Raw genomic sequence first — 15493 nt, 5'->3', positions numbered from 1 at the left:
AACACTTATCAGCGCCTAGGTACAATGTAGAAGTAGCGTTCTGCCTGTTCCTGCGTGGCGATGCCGAGGTAGTGCTGGTAGAGGACTTCCTGGTTGCGGTGACTGAGGATGAGAGCGGTTTTGCCGGGGTCGCGGTGCAGGGCGACGTGGTAGGTGGCAAAGCTGTGGCGCAGGCAGTTTTTCGGAGGAAACTTGGGCTTCCAGTTCACCAGAGGCTTGCTCTGTTCCTGCCGTTTACGATTTTCATAGGCGATGTCGTCAGACTCCACCAGTAGGCCCGCCCGCTTGTAGGCTTCGGCCCGGCGATGCAGGATTTGACGTTGGTCCATATCAAAAGCCTCTTTAGGCGTGCGTTTCAGCCATTTCCAGAGATTATCCGGCAGTCCCTCGATCCACTGGCGGCGGCGTTTCTTGGTCTTACTGGCCGGGGTTAGGATGCCGCGCTGGGCAAAGTCGATTTCCTCGTAGTCCACCTTGGCAATGGCTGAGGTTCGCATCCCTGCAAAAGCCCCGAGGGCCAGCAGTCCGCATATCTCCGGATCGACCCTTTGGTTGATTCGAAAGAGACGGGCCATGTCGTCCACGCTCAAAATGCCCGGCTCATCAGTGACGACCTGTGGGCGTTTCACCTTTTCAACCGGGTTCTCCGCAAGCCATCCCTGTTCCACCCACCAGGCAAAGGCGCAGAGAAGGTGGCTACGCCGGTGGCGAATCGTCACGGCGGCGTAGGGCAGACCGTAAAGGTGTTCCCGGAGCGCTTCGGCATCATAGGTGTGAATCGGCTTGTCCCCTGCCCCGCCCCGGAAATCTTCAAGTGCCTTGCGGGCGTGGCCGGTGTAGTTCACGTCCCGACCGACTTCCACCATCATTCGCAGGTAGGCTTGGCTGGCATCCGAGAGCAGTATCTGCCGGGCTTGGGCAGGTTTGCGTTGGAGCCAGAAGCGGTAAACCTCCACAGGGTCGGCGGCAGGATCGAGTTTGACCGCTTCCTGCCAGCGAATCAGTTTGCGCGGTTCGATGAGCGGGATCGAGGTATCCTGGCGAGTGGCGTTCTGCTGGAAGCTCTCGATGAATTGCGCCCGGTCTTTCACTGTGGCAAAGAAGCGGTTACGGCTCTTGCCATTTTCCGACCAACGGGCGACGTAGGGTTTCTTGCGATACGATTGGTAGGCTGTTCGTATTTCCATCTCACTCTAACTCTACCAGAGTGAGCGGACAATCATAGGTCTAAGTCAAAGAATCGCAAGACGTTGACTTTTAAATCGTTAAGAATAAACATCTCAGAGTCCCCGCCATTCATTGAAGCTACTGCACAGCTTCGTCCCATCACGAACATGCTTCTTACCCACTGGTGATGGAATAAGAATATCCTGAATAATAAAATCAACCAATTCGTTGAAACGTTCCACCGGTAGATGGTGACGAGTTCGCGTCTTCAACCGGAACTTTGTTTTAATTTTCCTGCCCAAGCGCCCCGGGGTCATTGATTCTACGCCTTTCCAGTAATCAACAGCTAAGCCAAACAAATAGTCCACATACCCCGCCAAGTTGGCGTCTGCCCCGATAGCATTGCTTGGATATTTTGACTTTGGCGCACGACGCTCGCGAGTTGGCTTTACGCTGATTGGTGCATTTACGTCACCATTCACTGCGATCGAAACACCATTTCCGCTAGATTTTGCAGTAACGCGTTGAGAATTCTGCTTTGAATCGATTAGCAAAAGTGCATCACGGGCAACCTCTGGAGTTATCTCACAAATCCCGTTTGCTTCGTGGAGAGCCTTTATCTCAGCCAGCAGTTCAGGCGTGAACGTAGCCTCATCTGAATCAATCCGCTTATGGCAGGTTCTACAGAGAAGCAAAAGATTTGGGTAATCATCCTTATCTTTCAGGGAGAGACTCGAATCATACCTTGGGCCATTTTTTCGGCGAGCACGGATATGACATATTTCCCCTACGACAACGCCGTTTACAATTATCGGTGCAGCGCACTTTGGGAATGCGCATTGATTATTAGACTTTGCGAATAGCCGCTTGATGGTTGGTCTTGAGATGCTCACAAAGCCCCCTTCATTGCATGATTTAAATCAGTATCTAGTAGCTTTGTAAAATACTGAAACCGGTCAACAAATATACACCGGTTCAAAACCTGTCCCCGGTCAACCCTCAGTTAAAGCCAGTTAAGGCAAAACGGGGGATTTGAGTCGTATTGAGGGGTATTCGGACAGGGTTTCTGTCGCGAATTAAGGCGTTTAAATTACGCAAGTTGCGTAATGTTAGACATTTAGGACAAATAAAAAGTGGAGGTGGCGGGAGTCGAACCCGCGTGTCCGGAGGTTTCAAGCAAGGCGTCTACATACATAGCCTCATGTTTGATTTAACGGCAGGAACGCGATGAAGCGCGCTTTCCAGTCGCGAGAACCCTGTTGGAGTACGGCCCGATCCCGGATCCCCGGATCAGACTATGCCTGCTAGATGATCGCTTCCAGGCCTAACAGGTATCAGCCCTTCTGCGTGACTGCGTTAATTAGGCAGCCATGGCGTATTCAGTTTCGCCATTTATATGTGTGATGGATTTGATAACGGAGCCAACCATCATCTCCGGCATGCAGCCAGGCCCTACGGCTCCGGGTCGAATCCGGAACACCCCCACAATTCAGCATTTGAGAAATGCGGGAAAAGGCAAATCTGCGATAGTAATCACGCAGAGCACGCCTAAGGGCATTCTCAAAGAACAAAGGCTCATTGTCGGCCATTCGGGTTGTATTTTCAAGCGAGAAAAATCAAGAATTAGCAACCAGCCACTCAAATAAAAAGACAGAGGACTCCACAATTCCCCTCAATCATAGCGCCGAGCTCACTCCTTTGATTTTTTTGGATTATACTCCTTGACGAACAAGCATGCGCTGTCTTTGCTTCAACTTAGGCCCGTAGTGTAACGGTAGCACGACAGATTCTGGTTCTGTTTGTCGGGGTTCGAATCCCTGCGGGCCTGCCATTTTAATAATGCGCATCCTCCTGCATGCCAACGGCCTGCGGACGATTTATTCGACAGCTAAGACTGATCGAAACCAAGCGGCAAACGAGGAATACCGACCAGTCGCGACCTTGTTTTCCAGACCGCGGTTGGAGCTTTTAATTGCGTTTTTATCCTTCAGTACCAAACAGGCTGCATTAGCATGCCGACTCCAGCCTACTCTTCCAGTCCGCCCGCACCTACCTTACCCTGGTGAAACTCCATAAACTCGCGGTAAGACTCCTCCCCCATGTAAGAGCGCAGCAAGCGGGGATCAGCCTGGGTAAGATCGACCACGATCAGCCCGTCCATGCAGTGCCCAAAGTCTGTATCCACATTGAACGACAGCAGGTTGCCGTTCATTTTCAGGTAATGCCGCAGGAGCACCGGTACCCCCTTGTGGTCGGTCTCGATCTCGGAAATCAGCGCTGACACATCGTCGATGTCCTTAACTGCTTCTAACAGCGCCTGCTTCTCAGTACCCCGGATTTTCGAACCGCCACGCGGGGGGTTCTTGGCCTTCACGAACTGAGCCAGCGAGGTGTCCAGCTTGTTCTTTCGAAGGAACTTAACCATCAAGTCCTTGGAAATGGAATTGTACTCCTGGCTAATGCTGACCGGGCCGAAAAGCGTCTTGTACTGCGGGTGGCGGCAAACGAAGCGGCCGATGCCCCGCCAGATAAGCGAGAGGGATGCGTGCTTTTTCTGGTACTCCGAGACAATGAACGAGCGCCCCAGTTCCAGCGCCGGATCGAGCTTTTCTAAAAAGCCCGCCTTGAATTTAAAGAGTGTCGAGGTGTAAAGACCATTTTTGCCGTGGGTGAGCAAGATCTCGTCCGTCAGACCGACACGGTAGGCGCCGACGATTTTCTGCTCCTTGCGGTCCCACATGAAGAGGTGCCGGTAGTACAGGTCGAACCGGTCGGTATCGGAAGGCTCGCCCGTCCCCTCTCCCACTTCGCGAAAGGTTTTTTCACGTAGCCGCCCCAACTCGTCGAGGATGTTCGGGATTTGGGAAGCAAAACCGTAGTACACCTGAAAACTGCCATGCTCCAGCAGAAGTTGGTCCTCCGGCACACGGGAAATCTCCTCCTGCAGCACCTCCGGCGGGACCGCCTTGGCCAGCGGACGCTCGACCCCGGGCTTGCGCGGCACGCGGGGGAAGTGGAATCGCCGCCGGGGTACATCATCCTGCGCGCGCTTGGCCAGGATATAGGTGTTCAGCCGCAGGTACTGGATCAGTTCCTCATTCGTGCCGAACTCGGCCAGCTTCCGGTACGGGATCGGGTTACCGACCCGCAGGCGCAGCGTGCTGCCGATCATCCGGATCATTTCGCGTGGCAACATAAGCGTGCGCAGGCGCGGGTGGACAAGCCCCCCCAAGTGGAAAAGCATGCCGTTTCCCCCCTCGAAGTAGCAGGGCACGACCGTTGCCTTCGCCTTGTGGACCAGGCGGGCGGTATTCGGGGACCAGGCCGGGTCCGTGATCTGCCGCTCCTTCCAGCGGAAATGCGAAACCGTCCCCGAGGGAAACGTCCCCACGCAGCCGCCGTTGCAGAGGTAGCGAATGGTCTCCTTCATCGCCTTAACGTTGAACCGAGCCGACTCCGGCCGGTCAAAGGGATCCACCGGGATCAGCCAGGGTTTGATCTCATTCATTACCTCCAGCAGGTAGTTGGCCAGAAGCTTGGCGTCCTCGCGCACCGAGGTCAGCAGCGCCCCCAGGACCACGCCATCCAGCCCGCCGTAAGGGTGGTTGCTGACGACCAGCAATGGGCCTTCTCGCGGGATACGCTCCAGGTCCTCGTCCGAGATTTCATAGGAAATATCCATCGAACGCATCGCCCGCTGGAAGAAATTCGGCGTACTCTGGTCGTCAACGACTCGCAAATACGCATCATCAAGTCCCCCGAGCCTGAAAAAACTCTCAAAGGCTGGTCTAACCGCCTTATAGAGCGCCCCCTTCGCCCCGCCGGACATATTCCGGCGGATCATGCTCAGGGGCGTATCCATTCCTTCTCGGGGCATGCATCTACCCTATGCCACCCGCTCCCTAAAAAACAAGCGGGAAGTCACGGACCGTTGACAGCCGATAAAGCGCTCTTTCATCCCAGCCGTGAAAATAAATCGAGCGGGAATTCCCGTTTCAGGTGGTACCAGGTATGGGCCAATCCACCCGGCTCGGCCTCCGCACGGTCAAGGAACTGGCGCAGGTACCCCTCGATCCGTGACCGGCGGAAAGGCGCCCCGCTATCTTCGACGGATTCGGGCCGCACAGGGCCCAGGAAGCGTTCCTCAGGTTCCCTCATCCCGGAAGGAATATCGATTTCTTCCATGACCAGTTCAATTTCACTCAGGATATTACCAGCCGGATCTGTGTATGTATTTTTTCCACTATCGGGGGAGCCGTACAATAAATATTCCACACTAACACCAAAAAGAGCGGCCAGACTCTCATGGGTTTCCGGCGAGGGTGGGACGCGGCCATTTTTCCAGGTCCCTACCGTGGAAACGGCGCTGTCAGTATGATTGGCAATGTCCTTGAGAGTCAGGTCATGGTAGCTCATGAGGAGCCGAAAGCGCAGGCTGAACTGTTGCGCGTCAACGCTGGGAGTGGAGGATGTTCGCGACATAACTATGGATTTTTTCTATCACAAAGTAGAATTTTTCCACTTTTTTCATTTACAACACAATTCATTTCAGTATCGTCTTCAATCATTCCAAGACAACAAAAAACGTATTCATAACACGTCATATTACAAACTCGAAGCCCAATTCCAGAGCCGTGGCTCTGAGTCCGTCATGAACCGCACAGCCGCGAACAGACTCGTAGATTATATACTGAGTAAACTTGAAACAGAACCCGTCGCCAGCCGGGCAGATCTTTACGAGGATTTGGCCGAGTTTCTTCCCAGTGAAGCCATGGCTTGCCAACTGCGGGAGCAGGCGCGCCAGTTGCGCGACGTGGAGAAACGCTCGCATGCCATCAAACTGGCCATGCGTTTTTCCGCCTCCCGGCGCCCGGCCGGCCTGCGCTGAGCCCTCCCTTGCTACGATGAAAGCCAACGCCCATTTCTCCTTTCTCCTGCCTGAAAACCAGGAGTGGTTCTCCCCCAAAGAAGTCGCCGCCATCATCGGCAAATCCGACCAATACGTCCGGGACGCCTTCGACAACCAGCGCATCCTCGGCCACGCCTCCAACGCCCGTTCCGTCCTGGTCCGGCGCAAAACCTACCAGATACACCGCGACGGTGTCCTGCTTTTCCTGCTGGAGACGGCTAATTACGCCCCTGAGGACTTCCTCCAGCGCGTGGCCGGGTTGCTTCGCCACCGCTCGCGCCCCGAGCTGGAAAAACTTCAGGGCGAACTCGACCGCCTCATCCGGCGGTGATTTTAGACTTTTACCCGCCGGGGGGCATCGTCATTGTGGCGGCATGGGTAACAGCTTCGGTAACTTTTTCCGCATCAGCACCTGGGGTGAAAGCCACGGAGGCGGCATCGGCGTCGTCATCGACGGATGCCCGCCCAACCTGCCCCTGAGCGCGCAGGACGACATCCAGCCCGCACTGGACCGCCGCCGTCCCGGCCAGAGCGAGATCACCACGCCGCGCAAGGAAACCGACACCGCCACTATCGTCTCGGGCGTGTACGAAGGGCGGACCCTCGGCACCCCCATCGCCATCACCGTCCCCAACTCCGACCACCGTCCCGAGGCCTACACGGAGATGAAGGAAAAATTTCGCCCTTCGCACGCGGACTACACCTACCAGACCAAGTACGGCGTCCGCAACCACGAGGGCGGCGGCCGCTCCTCCGCCCGCGAGACCATCGGCCGCGTCGCAGCCGGCGCCGTCGCGCAAAAGGCACTCCTGTCCCGCCACGCCGGGATCGAGGTGCGCGCCTATGTCGAACGCATTCACACCCTCGGGCTGGAGGACTTTGGCAGCGGCGAGGCTCCGATTTATCCCTTCCCCACTCTGGAGCAGGTCGAGGCGACCCCCGTGCGCTGCCCGGACACAGATATCGCCGCGCAAATGATCGACCGCATCAAAGAAGTCCGCTCCAAGGGTGATTCGGTGGGAGGGATCATCGTGTGCCGCGTGCGCGGGCTGCCCGTCGGCCTGGGTGAACCGGTCTTTGACCGGCTGGAGGCCGAACTGGCCAAGGCCATGCTCTCGCTCCCGGCGACCAAGGCCTTTGAATTTGGCAGCGGCTTTGCGGGCACCTTCATGAAGGGCTCCGAGCACAACGATGTTTTTGAAAACGCGGACGGTCGCATCCGCACGCGCACCAACCGCTCCGGCGGCAGCCAGGGGGGCATCAGCAACGGCGAGGAGCTTTACTTCCGCATCGGCTTCAAGCCGACTGCCACCATTCTCCAGCCCCAGCAGACCGTTGACCTTTCCGGGGCCGAGACCGAGCTGATCGGGCGTGGCCGCCACGACCCCTGTGTCGTGCCCCGCGCCGTGCCTATCGTCGAGGCGATGACTTGGCTCGTCCTGACCGATCTGTGGATGGCCCAACAAGCCCGCGGTCCGCAAACCGCCTGACCCTCGCGCCGGGGCGGTCAGGCGCGCAAAACCCGTCCCCGCCCTTTTCGACCGCCTCCCCCCAGTCTTTCCAACTTCAACCGCAGGCAATCAGCCAGCCACCTTCTCCATGACCGAAGTCTATCTCATCCTTGGCACGCCCGGCTCCGGGCGGCGCGAAATCGTCTTCGACCTGATCGACGACGGGCTCCCCAGCGACCAGCCGGTCAACGTCATCCTCTCCTCCACCGAGGCCGAGTCCCCGGAAGATGAGAGATTGGCCGCGCTCCCCCAAGTCGAACTGATTGAGCGCGAGGACAGCGGCCTGGCTCCCGCCCCGGACGCCGGAGCGGTCGTCTTCTACCTCGCCGACGGCAGCGCCGACTTCCGCGACGAGATTGAGACCTTCAAGCGCTGGCTCGACTCCACCGGCGCCGTGCTCCAGCGCGTCATCACGGTCATCGACTGCGCACTGGCCGAGCAACACGCCGCCCTCGCCCCGTGGTTCGAGGCGCTGATCCATTTCTCCGACTGCGTGCTGCTCAACCGCCGCGAGAACGTCGGCAACAAGTGGATTCGCGATTTCGAGCAGTCCTTTAAAAAGCGCCACTTCCCCTGCCTCTTTGAAATGGTCAAAAAAGGCCGGGTCGCCAACCCGCCGCAAATCCTTCATCCCGAGCCGCGTCGACTGAGCCACGTTTTTGACGATCTCGACGCCATCGACTCGCTCGAACTCGATGACGAGGAACTGCCCGACGAGATCATCGATCTCACCCCCAAGGCCGACGCCTACCTGGTCCGCCTCCCCTCCGGCCACCGCGAAATCGCCCTCCCCGACATCCGCGAGCACCTGCCATCCCCGGAGAGCGAAGCCTGAGCGACTTCGCGTTGCCCGAAGTTTTAAGGCAAGTACCAGGGCTATGCACTCTCGAGCCCCGCTGGGTGTACCTCACAGGGCAATAAAGTGGCTTCGTTCCCTTGAGCGATGCTTGCTGGCTGACCAATTCTCCGCTCCCCCGCTTCGAGCGATAAGCCAAGCCGCAGTTACTTCTGCTCAGCCGATTTTCTTGATCACAGCGGCCACGAGTGAATCCAGCGTCTGCTCCTTGGCCTCGGCGTCCACCGGCACACCCTTTTCCTTCATCGCGGCGCTGGTGATCGGCCCCATGCTGATCGCCTTGGGGCGGCGGGCACCCTTGGCAAGCTGAAGCTGGCCGCTCTGGGCGACGAAGTTCTCCACCGTGCTCGCGCTGGTGAAGAGGATGGCGTCGGCTCCTTTTTCGCGGAAACTCTTGGCGTCGGGTTCCTCGCTCAGGTCGGTCGGCTCGTTGCGATACACTGGCAGCATATCAACAATCGCCCGGCCCTCATCCTCCAGCTTGCGGACCAGCACGTCGCGATTGCGGTTGCCGGTCACGACGAGCACCGTGCGGCTATCCAGGGTTTCTGTCGCCAACAGGGCATCGGCCAGGCTTTCGGCCACCGCCGTCTCGGGGATCAGATCCACTGCGAGGTGGTAACGCTCGACCTCGCGGGCCGTGGCTGCGCCGATACAGGCGATCCGCACCCCGCCGATGCAGCGCAGGTCAGTGAATTTTTCAAAGAATTTCTTAAAGAACAGCCGTGCGCCGTTCGGGCTGGTAAAGACAACCCAATCGTAGTTGGCCATGCCGTCGTAAACGTCCGCCGTCTCGTGCGACTCGGCCTCGATGATGTCGATCAGCGGCAGCGAGAGCACCTCGGCCCCGAGGGATTCCAGCTTGGCGCGAAGTTCGCCCGCCTGCTCGCGGGCGCGGGTCACGACCACGCGCTTACCGGAGAGCGGACGGTGCTCAAACCAGTTCAGCTCGTCGTAGTAGCGGGCCACTTCGCCCACAATGACGATGGCGGGTGGCTTGAGGCCAGCCTTGTCCTTGGCCTCGGCCACGGTGCCCAACGTCGCCCGCAGGCTTCGCTGGCGTGGCAGGGTGGCCCACTCGACCACGGCCACGGGGGTCTTGGGCGAAAGCCCGCCGGCCATCAGCTTTTCCGTGATGTCGGAGATGTGCCCCATGCCCATGTAAATGCACAGTGTGCCGCCGATCTGAGCGAATTTAGCGAAGTCCACGTGCATGTCGCCGCGCTCAATATCCTCGTGCCCGGTCAGGAAACACACCGACGAACTGTGCCCGCGGTGCGTGAGCGGGATGCCCGCGCAGGCCGCCGCCCCCAAGGCCGCAGTCACGGCAGGCACGACCTCGAAAGCGATCCCGGCCGCGCTCAGGCGACAGGCTTCTTCGCCGCCGCGTCCAAAGATAAACGGATCGCCCCCTTTGAGGCGGACCACCTGCTTACCGGCGCTGGCGTGCTCGACGAGGATGTCCTCGATCTTCTCCTGCGAGATGGAGTGCCGTCCCGGCCGTTTGCCCACGTAGATGCACTCGCAGCCGGGCTTGACCCAGGTTTTTAAATCGGCGTTGGCCAGGTAGTCATAGACCAGCACGTCGCAGCTCTCGATCAGGGAACGCGCACGCACAGTGATCAGGCCCGGATCGCCCGGCCCGGCTCCAACCAGAAAGACTTTTCCCTCACTCATTCAAGATTCCTCATTCAAACCGAGATCGGACACGATCTCTTTCACCACACGCTGGCGGGCTTCGTCATCGTCGCCCCGCAGCGGGTAGTTGCGCATGCCGACCTCTTCGTAAAAAACCGACACCGCGCCGTTGCAACAATACACGCCGATCGAGGTGTGGCAACCTCCGCCCATCCCGGCGAGGACAGCCTTCTCGGTCTCGACCGCGAAGCGCGTCTCCTCATCGAGCACGGTACGAAGGATTTCGCCCTCGCCCTTGCGGACCTGCAAGGCGATGGCCCCCTGCCCGGCGGCGGGGATGACCTGCGCGGGGCTCAGGGGCTTGAAAACCAGCCCCGGCCACTCAAACAGTCCCAGTCGCTTCAGCCCGGCGGCGGCCAGCACGGTCGCCTCGACCTTACCGTGGGCGACCTTTTTCAGCCGCGTTTCGACATTGCCACGGATCTCCGACCAGACTGCCTGCGGGAAAAGCCGCTTGAGCTGCGCCCGGCGGCGCGGGCTGCTCGTCGCGATATAGCACGGGGTGGCGACATCTTCGCGCACGACAAGCACGTCGTTGACCTCCGCGCGCGGCAGATAACCGGCCAACTCAAGATCGTCCGGCTGGACGGCGGGCAAATCCTTCGCGCTGTGGACGGCCACATCGGCCTCACCGCTGCGCAGGGCCTCCTCCAACTCCTTGACGAAGAGTCCCTGGCCGCCGCGTTCCTCCAGCGACCACTGCTTCTGCTTGTCGCCGGTGGTAACCATTTCGTGCACGCTGCACTGCACCTGCGGCAGCCGCTCGCGCAGCCAGGCGAGGGTCAATTCTGTCTGGCGCAAGGCCAGCGGGCTGCCCCGGGTGGCGAGCCTGAGAGTTTGCGTATCCATAAGCCAAAGCGGGCAGGTATTAAACCTGCCCGCACAAAACACATTTCGTAAACCGTTAAGGCTTAGTTGGAAGTGTAGGAGGCTTGCGCACCCTTGATGTCCTTCTTCGGGACCCAGGGCATGAGTGCGCGCAGCTTCTTGCCGACCTTCTCGACGCCATGCTGCTCGCCCTGCTTGCGCAGTTCGTTGAACTTCGGGTAACCGGCCTTGTACTCCTTGACCCACTCGCGGGTGAACTTGCCTTCCTGAATTTCCTTCAGGATAGCCTGCATCGCCTTCTTCGACTTGTCATTGATGACGCGCGGGCCACGGGTGACGTCGCCGTACTCGGCGGTTTCGGAGATGGAGAAGCGCATGCCGCTGATGCCGGACTCGACCATCAGGTCCACGATCAGCTTCAGTTCGTGCAAGCACTCGAAGTAGGCCATTTCGGGCTGGTAACCAGCCTCGACCAGGGTCTCGAAACCAGCCATGACCAGAGCGGAAGCACCGCCGCAGAGGACGGCCTGCTCGCCAAAGAGGTCGGTCTCGGTTTCTTCCTTGAAAGTGGTCTGGATGACACCGGCGCGAGTGCCGCCAACACCCTTGGCCCAGGCCAGAGCGATGTCCTTGGCACCCTTGGAGGAGCCCTTGAGGACGGCGATCAGGGCCGGAACGCCCTTGCCCTCGACATACTGCGAGCGCACGACGTGGCCGGGGCCCTTCGGGGCGACCATGATGACGTCCACGCCCTTGGGCGGGGTGATGAGGCCGAAGTGCACGCAGAGGCCGTGGCAGAACACGAGGGTCTTGCCCTTGTCCAGGTTCGGAAGAACGTCCTTCTCGTAAACGTCGGGCTGCACCATATCCGGAATGGAGAGCATGATGACGTCGGCGCGCTTGACAGCCTCGGCAGTGTCGAAGACTTCGAAGCCCTGCTTCTTGGCGACGGCGACGGATTTGCTCTTGGGATACAGGCCGATAATGACTTTGCAGCCACTATCCTTCAGGTTGAGGGCATGGGCGTGCCCCTGGGAGCCGTATCCGATGACGGCCAGCGTTTTTCCTTTGAGGACCTTCAGGTCCGCGTCTTTGTCCGTATAGACCTTGGCGGGCATGGTGTGTATTGGGTTTCTGGTTGGGTTAAAGGTGTCGGTTCAATGAAAGAGACAATAGTGCGCCCCCACGCGGGGGTCGTCCGGTAAAGCAAAGCCCTTAGCGCTCGGCCACGTAGCCGCGTGAAAGAGCGACATTGCCGGTGCGGGCCATTTCCTTGATGCCAAAGGGCGTGATCAGCTCCAGGAAGGCGCGGATCTTGTTCTCGTTGCCGGTACACTCGATGATGATCGAATCGGTCGAGACATCCACAACCTTGGCGCGGAAAATATCAACGATTTCAATGATCTCCGAGCGGGTCTCGCGACCGGCGTCGATCTTGAGCATGACCAGCTCGCGGGCCACGAACGAGGTGCGCTCGCTGAAGTGTGTCACCTCGATGACGTTGACCAGCTTGTCGAGCTGCTTGATGGCCTGGTCCAGCGTCCCTTCCGCCTCGGCTACTACCGTGATCGTTATGCGCGAAAGGAGCGGGTCGTGGGTCGGCCCGACATTGAGCGTGTCGATGTTGAACCCGCGTCCGCTGAACATACCCGCCACGCGGGCAAGAACACCGAACTTGTTTTCAACCAATGCTGAGATCGTGTGGCGCATAAAAACAGGAGACATTGGCAGAGTTCGCGCCCGGGCGAAAGCAAAAAATCGGCTCTTTTCCAAGGCCACAGGCCGCGGGCGTCCAAAAAATGACCGCTCCGACAGGCTCTCCCCCACTCAGACCGATCAAAACCCCATTCCAGGCATACCGCCAGTGGGCGCGGATTGCCGGGGCTGCGGGGCCGGAAGCTCGCCACGTTTGAACTTCGCGGTGATGCCGTGCGCCTCGTTGTAGAGCGTCAGCACGCCCCCGTCGATCGAGTACGTGCAGATCTGCGTGCCCCACCCCTTGGGCTCAAGACGGACCTTGCCGAGGTCCAGGTGGTAGGGGCCAGCCAGGCTCTTGCGACTGCCGCCCTCGAGCACCGCCGTCGCCTTGAATCTTCCGTCATCGCTGAAGACGACCCCCACGGTATCGACTACCAGCCAGATCGCATCGCCTGAGAGGTCCGTCGATACCCACGAGCCTTCAATCTGCTCGGCTTTCTTAACGAACTTCGCACCGTTCCGCTGGCTGGCTGGCAGGGCGAAAACCATAGCCGGGCACAGGGAAAGGACAAGGGCACACACATATGGGGATAGCTTCATGGAACCGTACCATAACGCCTCTCATACGAGTTGAAAGCGCAAAAGCCCGGCCACTCAGGCTGGGAGCCTTGCTTATGGACAACTAAAAAATCTCATGGGCGACGGCGAAACTACCGGCTTGTACGTGGTCATGGCCCCAATTACCGAGGCAATGCGTCCTATAATTCAGTCATACATATTAATGCACGCCATGATGCTTTACAGCAGTAAGGCTCGGGAGTAGGCCTTTTTACACGAATAATGAAGAAACCGAAATCCATTTTTCTGCTTAAGGAAGAGTTCCTGAGCGTGGTCTACAGCGAATCGGCTATCGCTGAAATCTGCGACATAACCGAAAACGACGGGCGGGTCCACACGGCGGAGGAAATCCTGAAAAATCCCGAATACTATCAGGACGTAGAAATCATTTTCTCGGGCTGGAATGCCCCGGTCCTGAACGCCGAACTGCTCCACGCCCTACCCTCATTGAAAGCCTTTTTCTACGGGGCCGGCACCGTCCGATACTTCGTCACAGACGCCTTCTGGGAGCGTAACATCCGCCTGACCAGCGCCTACACCGCCAACGCGATCCCGGTGGCCGAGTACACGATGGCCAGCATCGTCTTTGCCCTCAAGCGCGCCTGGACCAAAAACTACGCACTGCGCCAAGGCCGCATAGATCACGCCAGCCAGGAAGTCTCCGGCGTTTACACCGGCTCGCGCGTCGGCATCATCTCGCTGGGAGCCATCGGACGGCTGATCTGCCAGCGGCTATCGCAGTTCGAGCTGGATGTCGTCGCCTACGATCCCTTTGCCAGCGAATCGCTTTTTCAGGAGTTGTCCGTGCGCCGGGTGCCGACGCTCGAAGCGCTTTTTTCCGGGTGCGATGTCGTCTCTCTCCACGCGCCCAAACTGCCCGAAACCGAAGGCATGATTACCGGCGAGCTGCTCCAGCTCATGCCCCGCAATGCCACCTTTATCAACACCTCCCGCGGGGCTATTGTCGATGAGAACGCCCTTGTCCGTGTCCTGAAAAACCGGCCCGATATTTTCGCTGTTCTCGATGTCATCACCGACGAAACCGCCTACTGCACGACTCCTCTGCTCACGCTGCCCAACGTCTTTCTCACCCCGCATATCGCCGGCTCGGCCGGTCGCGAATGCCACCGGCTGGGGGACATGGCCCGCGAAGAGTGTCATCGCTACCTGGCCGGAGAACCCGCGCTCGTCCCGGTCACCCCGGACAATATCGTCCGCATGGCCTGAGCGGCACGCCTCCCCGGCACATCAGGATCAGCCAACGCCCGACCGCTGGCATTGTATTGATAATCTCAATACAATGCCCAGTCCCTAGAACTGGAAGGTAGCGCCGACGCCCCACCAGAAGTTGGTTTCGCGTTCCCCGATGTTGTGGTCCCCGGCGTCATTGGTGGAAAAGCGGGGCCCCGCGTAGAGGGAGAAATTATCGTTGTACACGTAGGTCAGGTCCACGGCCAGTTCCACGTAAAAGTACGAAAACTGGTCGGTCTGATTCTGAAGATAACCGAAGGCCGCGCCTGCGGCCAGGCCCAGTCCGTCCACCGTATAGGTGCTCAGGTCGTAGTCGTAGCTGCTGACGACGACCAGTTCGAGCTGGTTGAGGTTGAGGTCATAGTTGACCTCGAAACCGGGGCTCAGGAGCACATCGGCCTCCACCGCGAAGTTCAGCTCCCAGGTGTGGCCGGGGTCGGCGGCATCGTCCGGGTAGTAGTAATACGTCGCCCCGAGCGAAGCCGTCAGCAAGTCGTCGAGGAAGCCCATCCCGTACCCGGCATAGATATCATACTCATCCGAAAAAGGGTCGGTGGCGTAATTGCCGCCGGGGTTGGAATCCAGCGGAAGGTTCGCCCATATTCCGGCGTAAAAACCGTAGTACTCGAACTCGATATTCGGCTGGAGCGAGGCGTATGCGCCCTGCATCCCCGAGGTGACATACATCGACTCATAGCCGATATTGGCGAAAGCGTGCAACTGGGGTGTTTCACCGCTGCCAACAACAGCCGCTTCGCGGGCCTGGGTTTCGGCCTCTCGGTCGATCCCTTCAAAAACCTCAGTCTGGGCATAGACCCCGGTGGCGGCGACCGCCAGTGATAAAAAAAGCACCTGATTGATAGCGTTCATAGTCTGTCAGCGATGGATTAAAGCTTTTGGGAAGAAATCTGTCTTCACTCTCGCCTGCCTGCGTGATTGAGCCCGAAACTGAGTCCA

The 15493-nt window shown here is 58.8% G+C and carries 15 protein-coding genes, 1 tRNA gene and 1 other RNA gene; 6 read left to right on the top strand and 11 right to left on the bottom strand.

The window, feature by feature from the left end:
- Positions 1–8: 8 nt before the first annotated feature.
- The 3 genes from H5P28_RS05680 to ssrA all read right to left on the bottom strand — a co-directional run bounded on the left by H5P28_RS05680 (position 9) and on the right by ssrA (position 2651).
- Positions 9–1187 (bottom strand): site-specific integrase, encoded by a 1179-nt coding sequence (locus tag H5P28_RS05680; RefSeq protein ID WP_185674746.1) that lies wholly within the window; start codon positions 1185–1187, stop codon positions 9–11.
- 93 nt (positions 1188–1280) lie between these two features.
- Positions 1281–2060, bottom strand: a complete 780-nt coding sequence (locus H5P28_RS05675) for an HNH endonuclease signature motif containing protein (RefSeq protein WP_185674745.1) — start codon at positions 2058–2060, stop codon at positions 1281–1283.
- Between the two features lie 238 nt (positions 2061–2298).
- Positions 2299–2651, bottom strand: a transfer-messenger RNA (tmRNA) gene (gene ssrA / locus H5P28_RS05670).
- A gap of 273 nt (positions 2652–2924) precedes the next feature.
- Between ssrA and H5P28_RS05665 the strand changes: the two genes are divergently transcribed.
- Positions 2925–2998: transfer RNA gene (locus H5P28_RS05665), tRNA-Gln, on the top strand.
- A 195-nt stretch (positions 2999–3193) separates the two neighbouring features.
- Here the strand turns inward: H5P28_RS05665 and H5P28_RS05660 are convergent.
- Both H5P28_RS05660 and H5P28_RS05655 read right to left on the bottom strand, forming a co-directional pair.
- Positions 3194–5044: a bifunctional lysophospholipid acyltransferase family protein/GNAT family N-acetyltransferase gene (locus H5P28_RS05660; RefSeq protein WP_185674744.1), complete on the bottom strand. Its 1851-nt coding sequence runs from the start codon at positions 5042–5044 to the stop codon at positions 3194–3196.
- Positions 5045–5121: 77 nt separating this feature from the next.
- A complete protein-coding gene (locus tag H5P28_RS05655) occupies positions 5122–5583 on the bottom strand; it encodes a helix-turn-helix domain-containing protein (RefSeq protein WP_185674743.1) in 462 nt (153 codons plus the stop codon).
- Positions 5584–5653: 70 nt separating this feature from the next.
- On the opposite strand from H5P28_RS05655, the gene H5P28_RS05650 reads away from it, so the two are divergent.
- The 4 genes from H5P28_RS05650 (at position 5654) to H5P28_RS05635 (ending at position 8422) form a co-directional block, all read left to right on the top strand.
- Positions 5654–6055, top strand: a complete 402-nt coding sequence (locus tag H5P28_RS05650) for a hypothetical protein (RefSeq protein WP_185674742.1) — start codon at positions 5654–5656, stop codon at positions 6053–6055.
- Between the two features lie 16 nt (positions 6056–6071).
- Complete coding sequence (locus H5P28_RS05645) at positions 6072–6407, top strand: hypothetical protein (RefSeq protein ID WP_185674741.1); 336 nt, start codon at positions 6072–6074, stop codon at positions 6405–6407.
- 43 nt (positions 6408–6450) lie between these two features.
- The gene (gene aroC, locus H5P28_RS05640; RefSeq protein ID WP_185674740.1) at positions 6451–7566 is read left to right on the top strand and encodes a chorismate synthase; all 1116 of its coding nucleotides are present in this window, start codon (positions 6451–6453) and stop codon (positions 7564–7566) included.
- A gap of 109 nt (positions 7567–7675) precedes the next feature.
- Positions 7676–8422 carry a hypothetical protein gene (locus H5P28_RS05635; protein WP_185674739.1) on the top strand — a complete coding sequence of 249 codons (747 nt, stop codon included), beginning with the start codon at positions 7676–7678 and terminating at the stop codon, positions 8420–8422.
- 177 nt (positions 8423–8599) lie between these two features.
- Here H5P28_RS05635 and cobA read toward each other — a convergent pair whose 3' ends face one another.
- From cobA to H5P28_RS05610, 5 genes are all read right to left on the bottom strand, one after another.
- Complete coding sequence (cobA, locus tag H5P28_RS05630) at positions 8600–10120, bottom strand: uroporphyrinogen-III C-methyltransferase (protein ID WP_185674738.1); 1521 nt, start codon at positions 10118–10120, stop codon at positions 8600–8602.
- Positions 10121–10990 carry a hydroxymethylbilane synthase gene (gene hemC, locus H5P28_RS05625; protein ID WP_185674737.1) on the bottom strand — a complete coding sequence of 290 codons (870 nt, stop codon included), beginning with the start codon at positions 10988–10990 and terminating at the stop codon, positions 10121–10123.
- A gap of 62 nt (positions 10991–11052) precedes the next feature.
- On the bottom strand, positions 11053–12087 hold the full coding sequence (ilvC, locus tag H5P28_RS05620; protein WP_185674736.1) for a ketol-acid reductoisomerase: 1035 nt from the start codon (positions 12085–12087) through the stop codon (positions 11053–11055).
- A gap of 97 nt (positions 12088–12184) precedes the next feature.
- Positions 12185–12679: an acetolactate synthase small subunit gene (gene ilvN / locus H5P28_RS05615; RefSeq protein WP_185674828.1), complete on the bottom strand. Its 495-nt coding sequence runs from the start codon at positions 12677–12679 to the stop codon at positions 12185–12187.
- A 126-nt stretch (positions 12680–12805) separates the two neighbouring features.
- Positions 12806–13267 (bottom strand): hypothetical protein, encoded by a 462-nt coding sequence (locus tag H5P28_RS05610; protein WP_185674735.1) that lies wholly within the window; start codon positions 13265–13267, stop codon positions 12806–12808.
- Between the two features lie 240 nt (positions 13268–13507).
- Between H5P28_RS05610 and H5P28_RS05605 the strand changes: the two genes are divergently transcribed.
- Positions 13508–14512 carry a hydroxyacid dehydrogenase gene (locus H5P28_RS05605; RefSeq protein WP_185674734.1) on the top strand — a complete coding sequence of 335 codons (1005 nt, stop codon included), beginning with the start codon at positions 13508–13510 and terminating at the stop codon, positions 14510–14512.
- A gap of 84 nt (positions 14513–14596) precedes the next feature.
- Here H5P28_RS05605 and H5P28_RS05600 read toward each other — a convergent pair whose 3' ends face one another.
- The gene (locus H5P28_RS05600; protein ID WP_185674733.1) at positions 14597–15406 is read right to left on the bottom strand and encodes a TorF family putative porin; all 810 of its coding nucleotides are present in this window, start codon (positions 15404–15406) and stop codon (positions 14597–14599) included.
- Positions 15407–15493: the final 87 nt, after the last annotated feature.

The sequence above is a fragment of the Ruficoccus amylovorans genome (assembly GCF_014230085.1).
Classification (GTDB): Bacteria; Verrucomicrobiota; Verrucomicrobiia; order Opitutales; family Cerasicoccaceae; genus Ruficoccus; species Ruficoccus amylovorans.
The sequence above is the reverse complement of the archived record's forward strand: the minus strand, read 5'-3'. Positions and strand labels throughout refer to the sequence as shown.

Bases quoted from the DNA above. Each gene is read 5' to 3' on its own strand.
- H5P28_RS05680 (WP_185674746.1), bottom strand. From the start codon at position 1,187: ATGGAAATACGAACAGCCTACCAATCGTATCGCAAGAAACCCTACGTC.
- H5P28_RS05660 (WP_185674744.1), bottom strand. From the start codon at position 5,044: ATGCCCCGAGAAGGAATGGATACGCCCCTGAGCATGATCCGCCGGAAT.
- H5P28_RS05655 (WP_185674743.1), bottom strand. From the start codon at position 5,583: ATGAGCTACCATGACCTGACTCTCAAGGACATTGCCAATCATACTGAC.
- H5P28_RS05650 (WP_185674742.1), top strand. From the start codon at position 5,654: ATGGATTTTTTCTATCACAAAGTAGAATTTTTCCACTTTTTTCATTTA.
- H5P28_RS05645 (WP_185674741.1), top strand. From the start codon at position 6,072: ATGAAAGCCAACGCCCATTTCTCCTTTCTCCTGCCTGAAAACCAGGAG.
- aroC (WP_185674740.1), top strand. From the start codon at position 6,451: ATGGGTAACAGCTTCGGTAACTTTTTCCGCATCAGCACCTGGGGTGAA.
- H5P28_RS05635 (WP_185674739.1), top strand. From the start codon at position 7,676: ATGACCGAAGTCTATCTCATCCTTGGCACGCCCGGCTCCGGGCGGCGC.
- cobA (WP_185674738.1), bottom strand. From the start codon at position 10,120: ATGAGTGAGGGAAAAGTCTTTCTGGTTGGAGCCGGGCCGGGCGATCCG.
- hemC (WP_185674737.1), bottom strand. From the start codon at position 10,990: ATGGATACGCAAACTCTCAGGCTCGCCACCCGGGGCAGCCCGCTGGCC.
- ilvC (WP_185674736.1), bottom strand. From the start codon at position 12,087: ATGCCCGCCAAGGTCTATACGGACAAAGACGCGGACCTGAAGGTCCTC.
- ilvN (WP_185674828.1), bottom strand. From the start codon at position 12,679: ATGCGCCACACGATCTCAGCATTGGTTGAAAACAAGTTCGGTGTTCTT.
- H5P28_RS05610 (WP_185674735.1), bottom strand. From the start codon at position 13,267: ATGAAGCTATCCCCATATGTGTGTGCCCTTGTCCTTTCCCTGTGCCCG.
- H5P28_RS05605 (WP_185674734.1), top strand. From the start codon at position 13,508: ATGAAGAAACCGAAATCCATTTTTCTGCTTAAGGAAGAGTTCCTGAGC.
- H5P28_RS05600 (WP_185674733.1), bottom strand. From the start codon at position 15,406: ATGAACGCTATCAATCAGGTGCTTTTTTTATCACTGGCGGTCGCCGCC.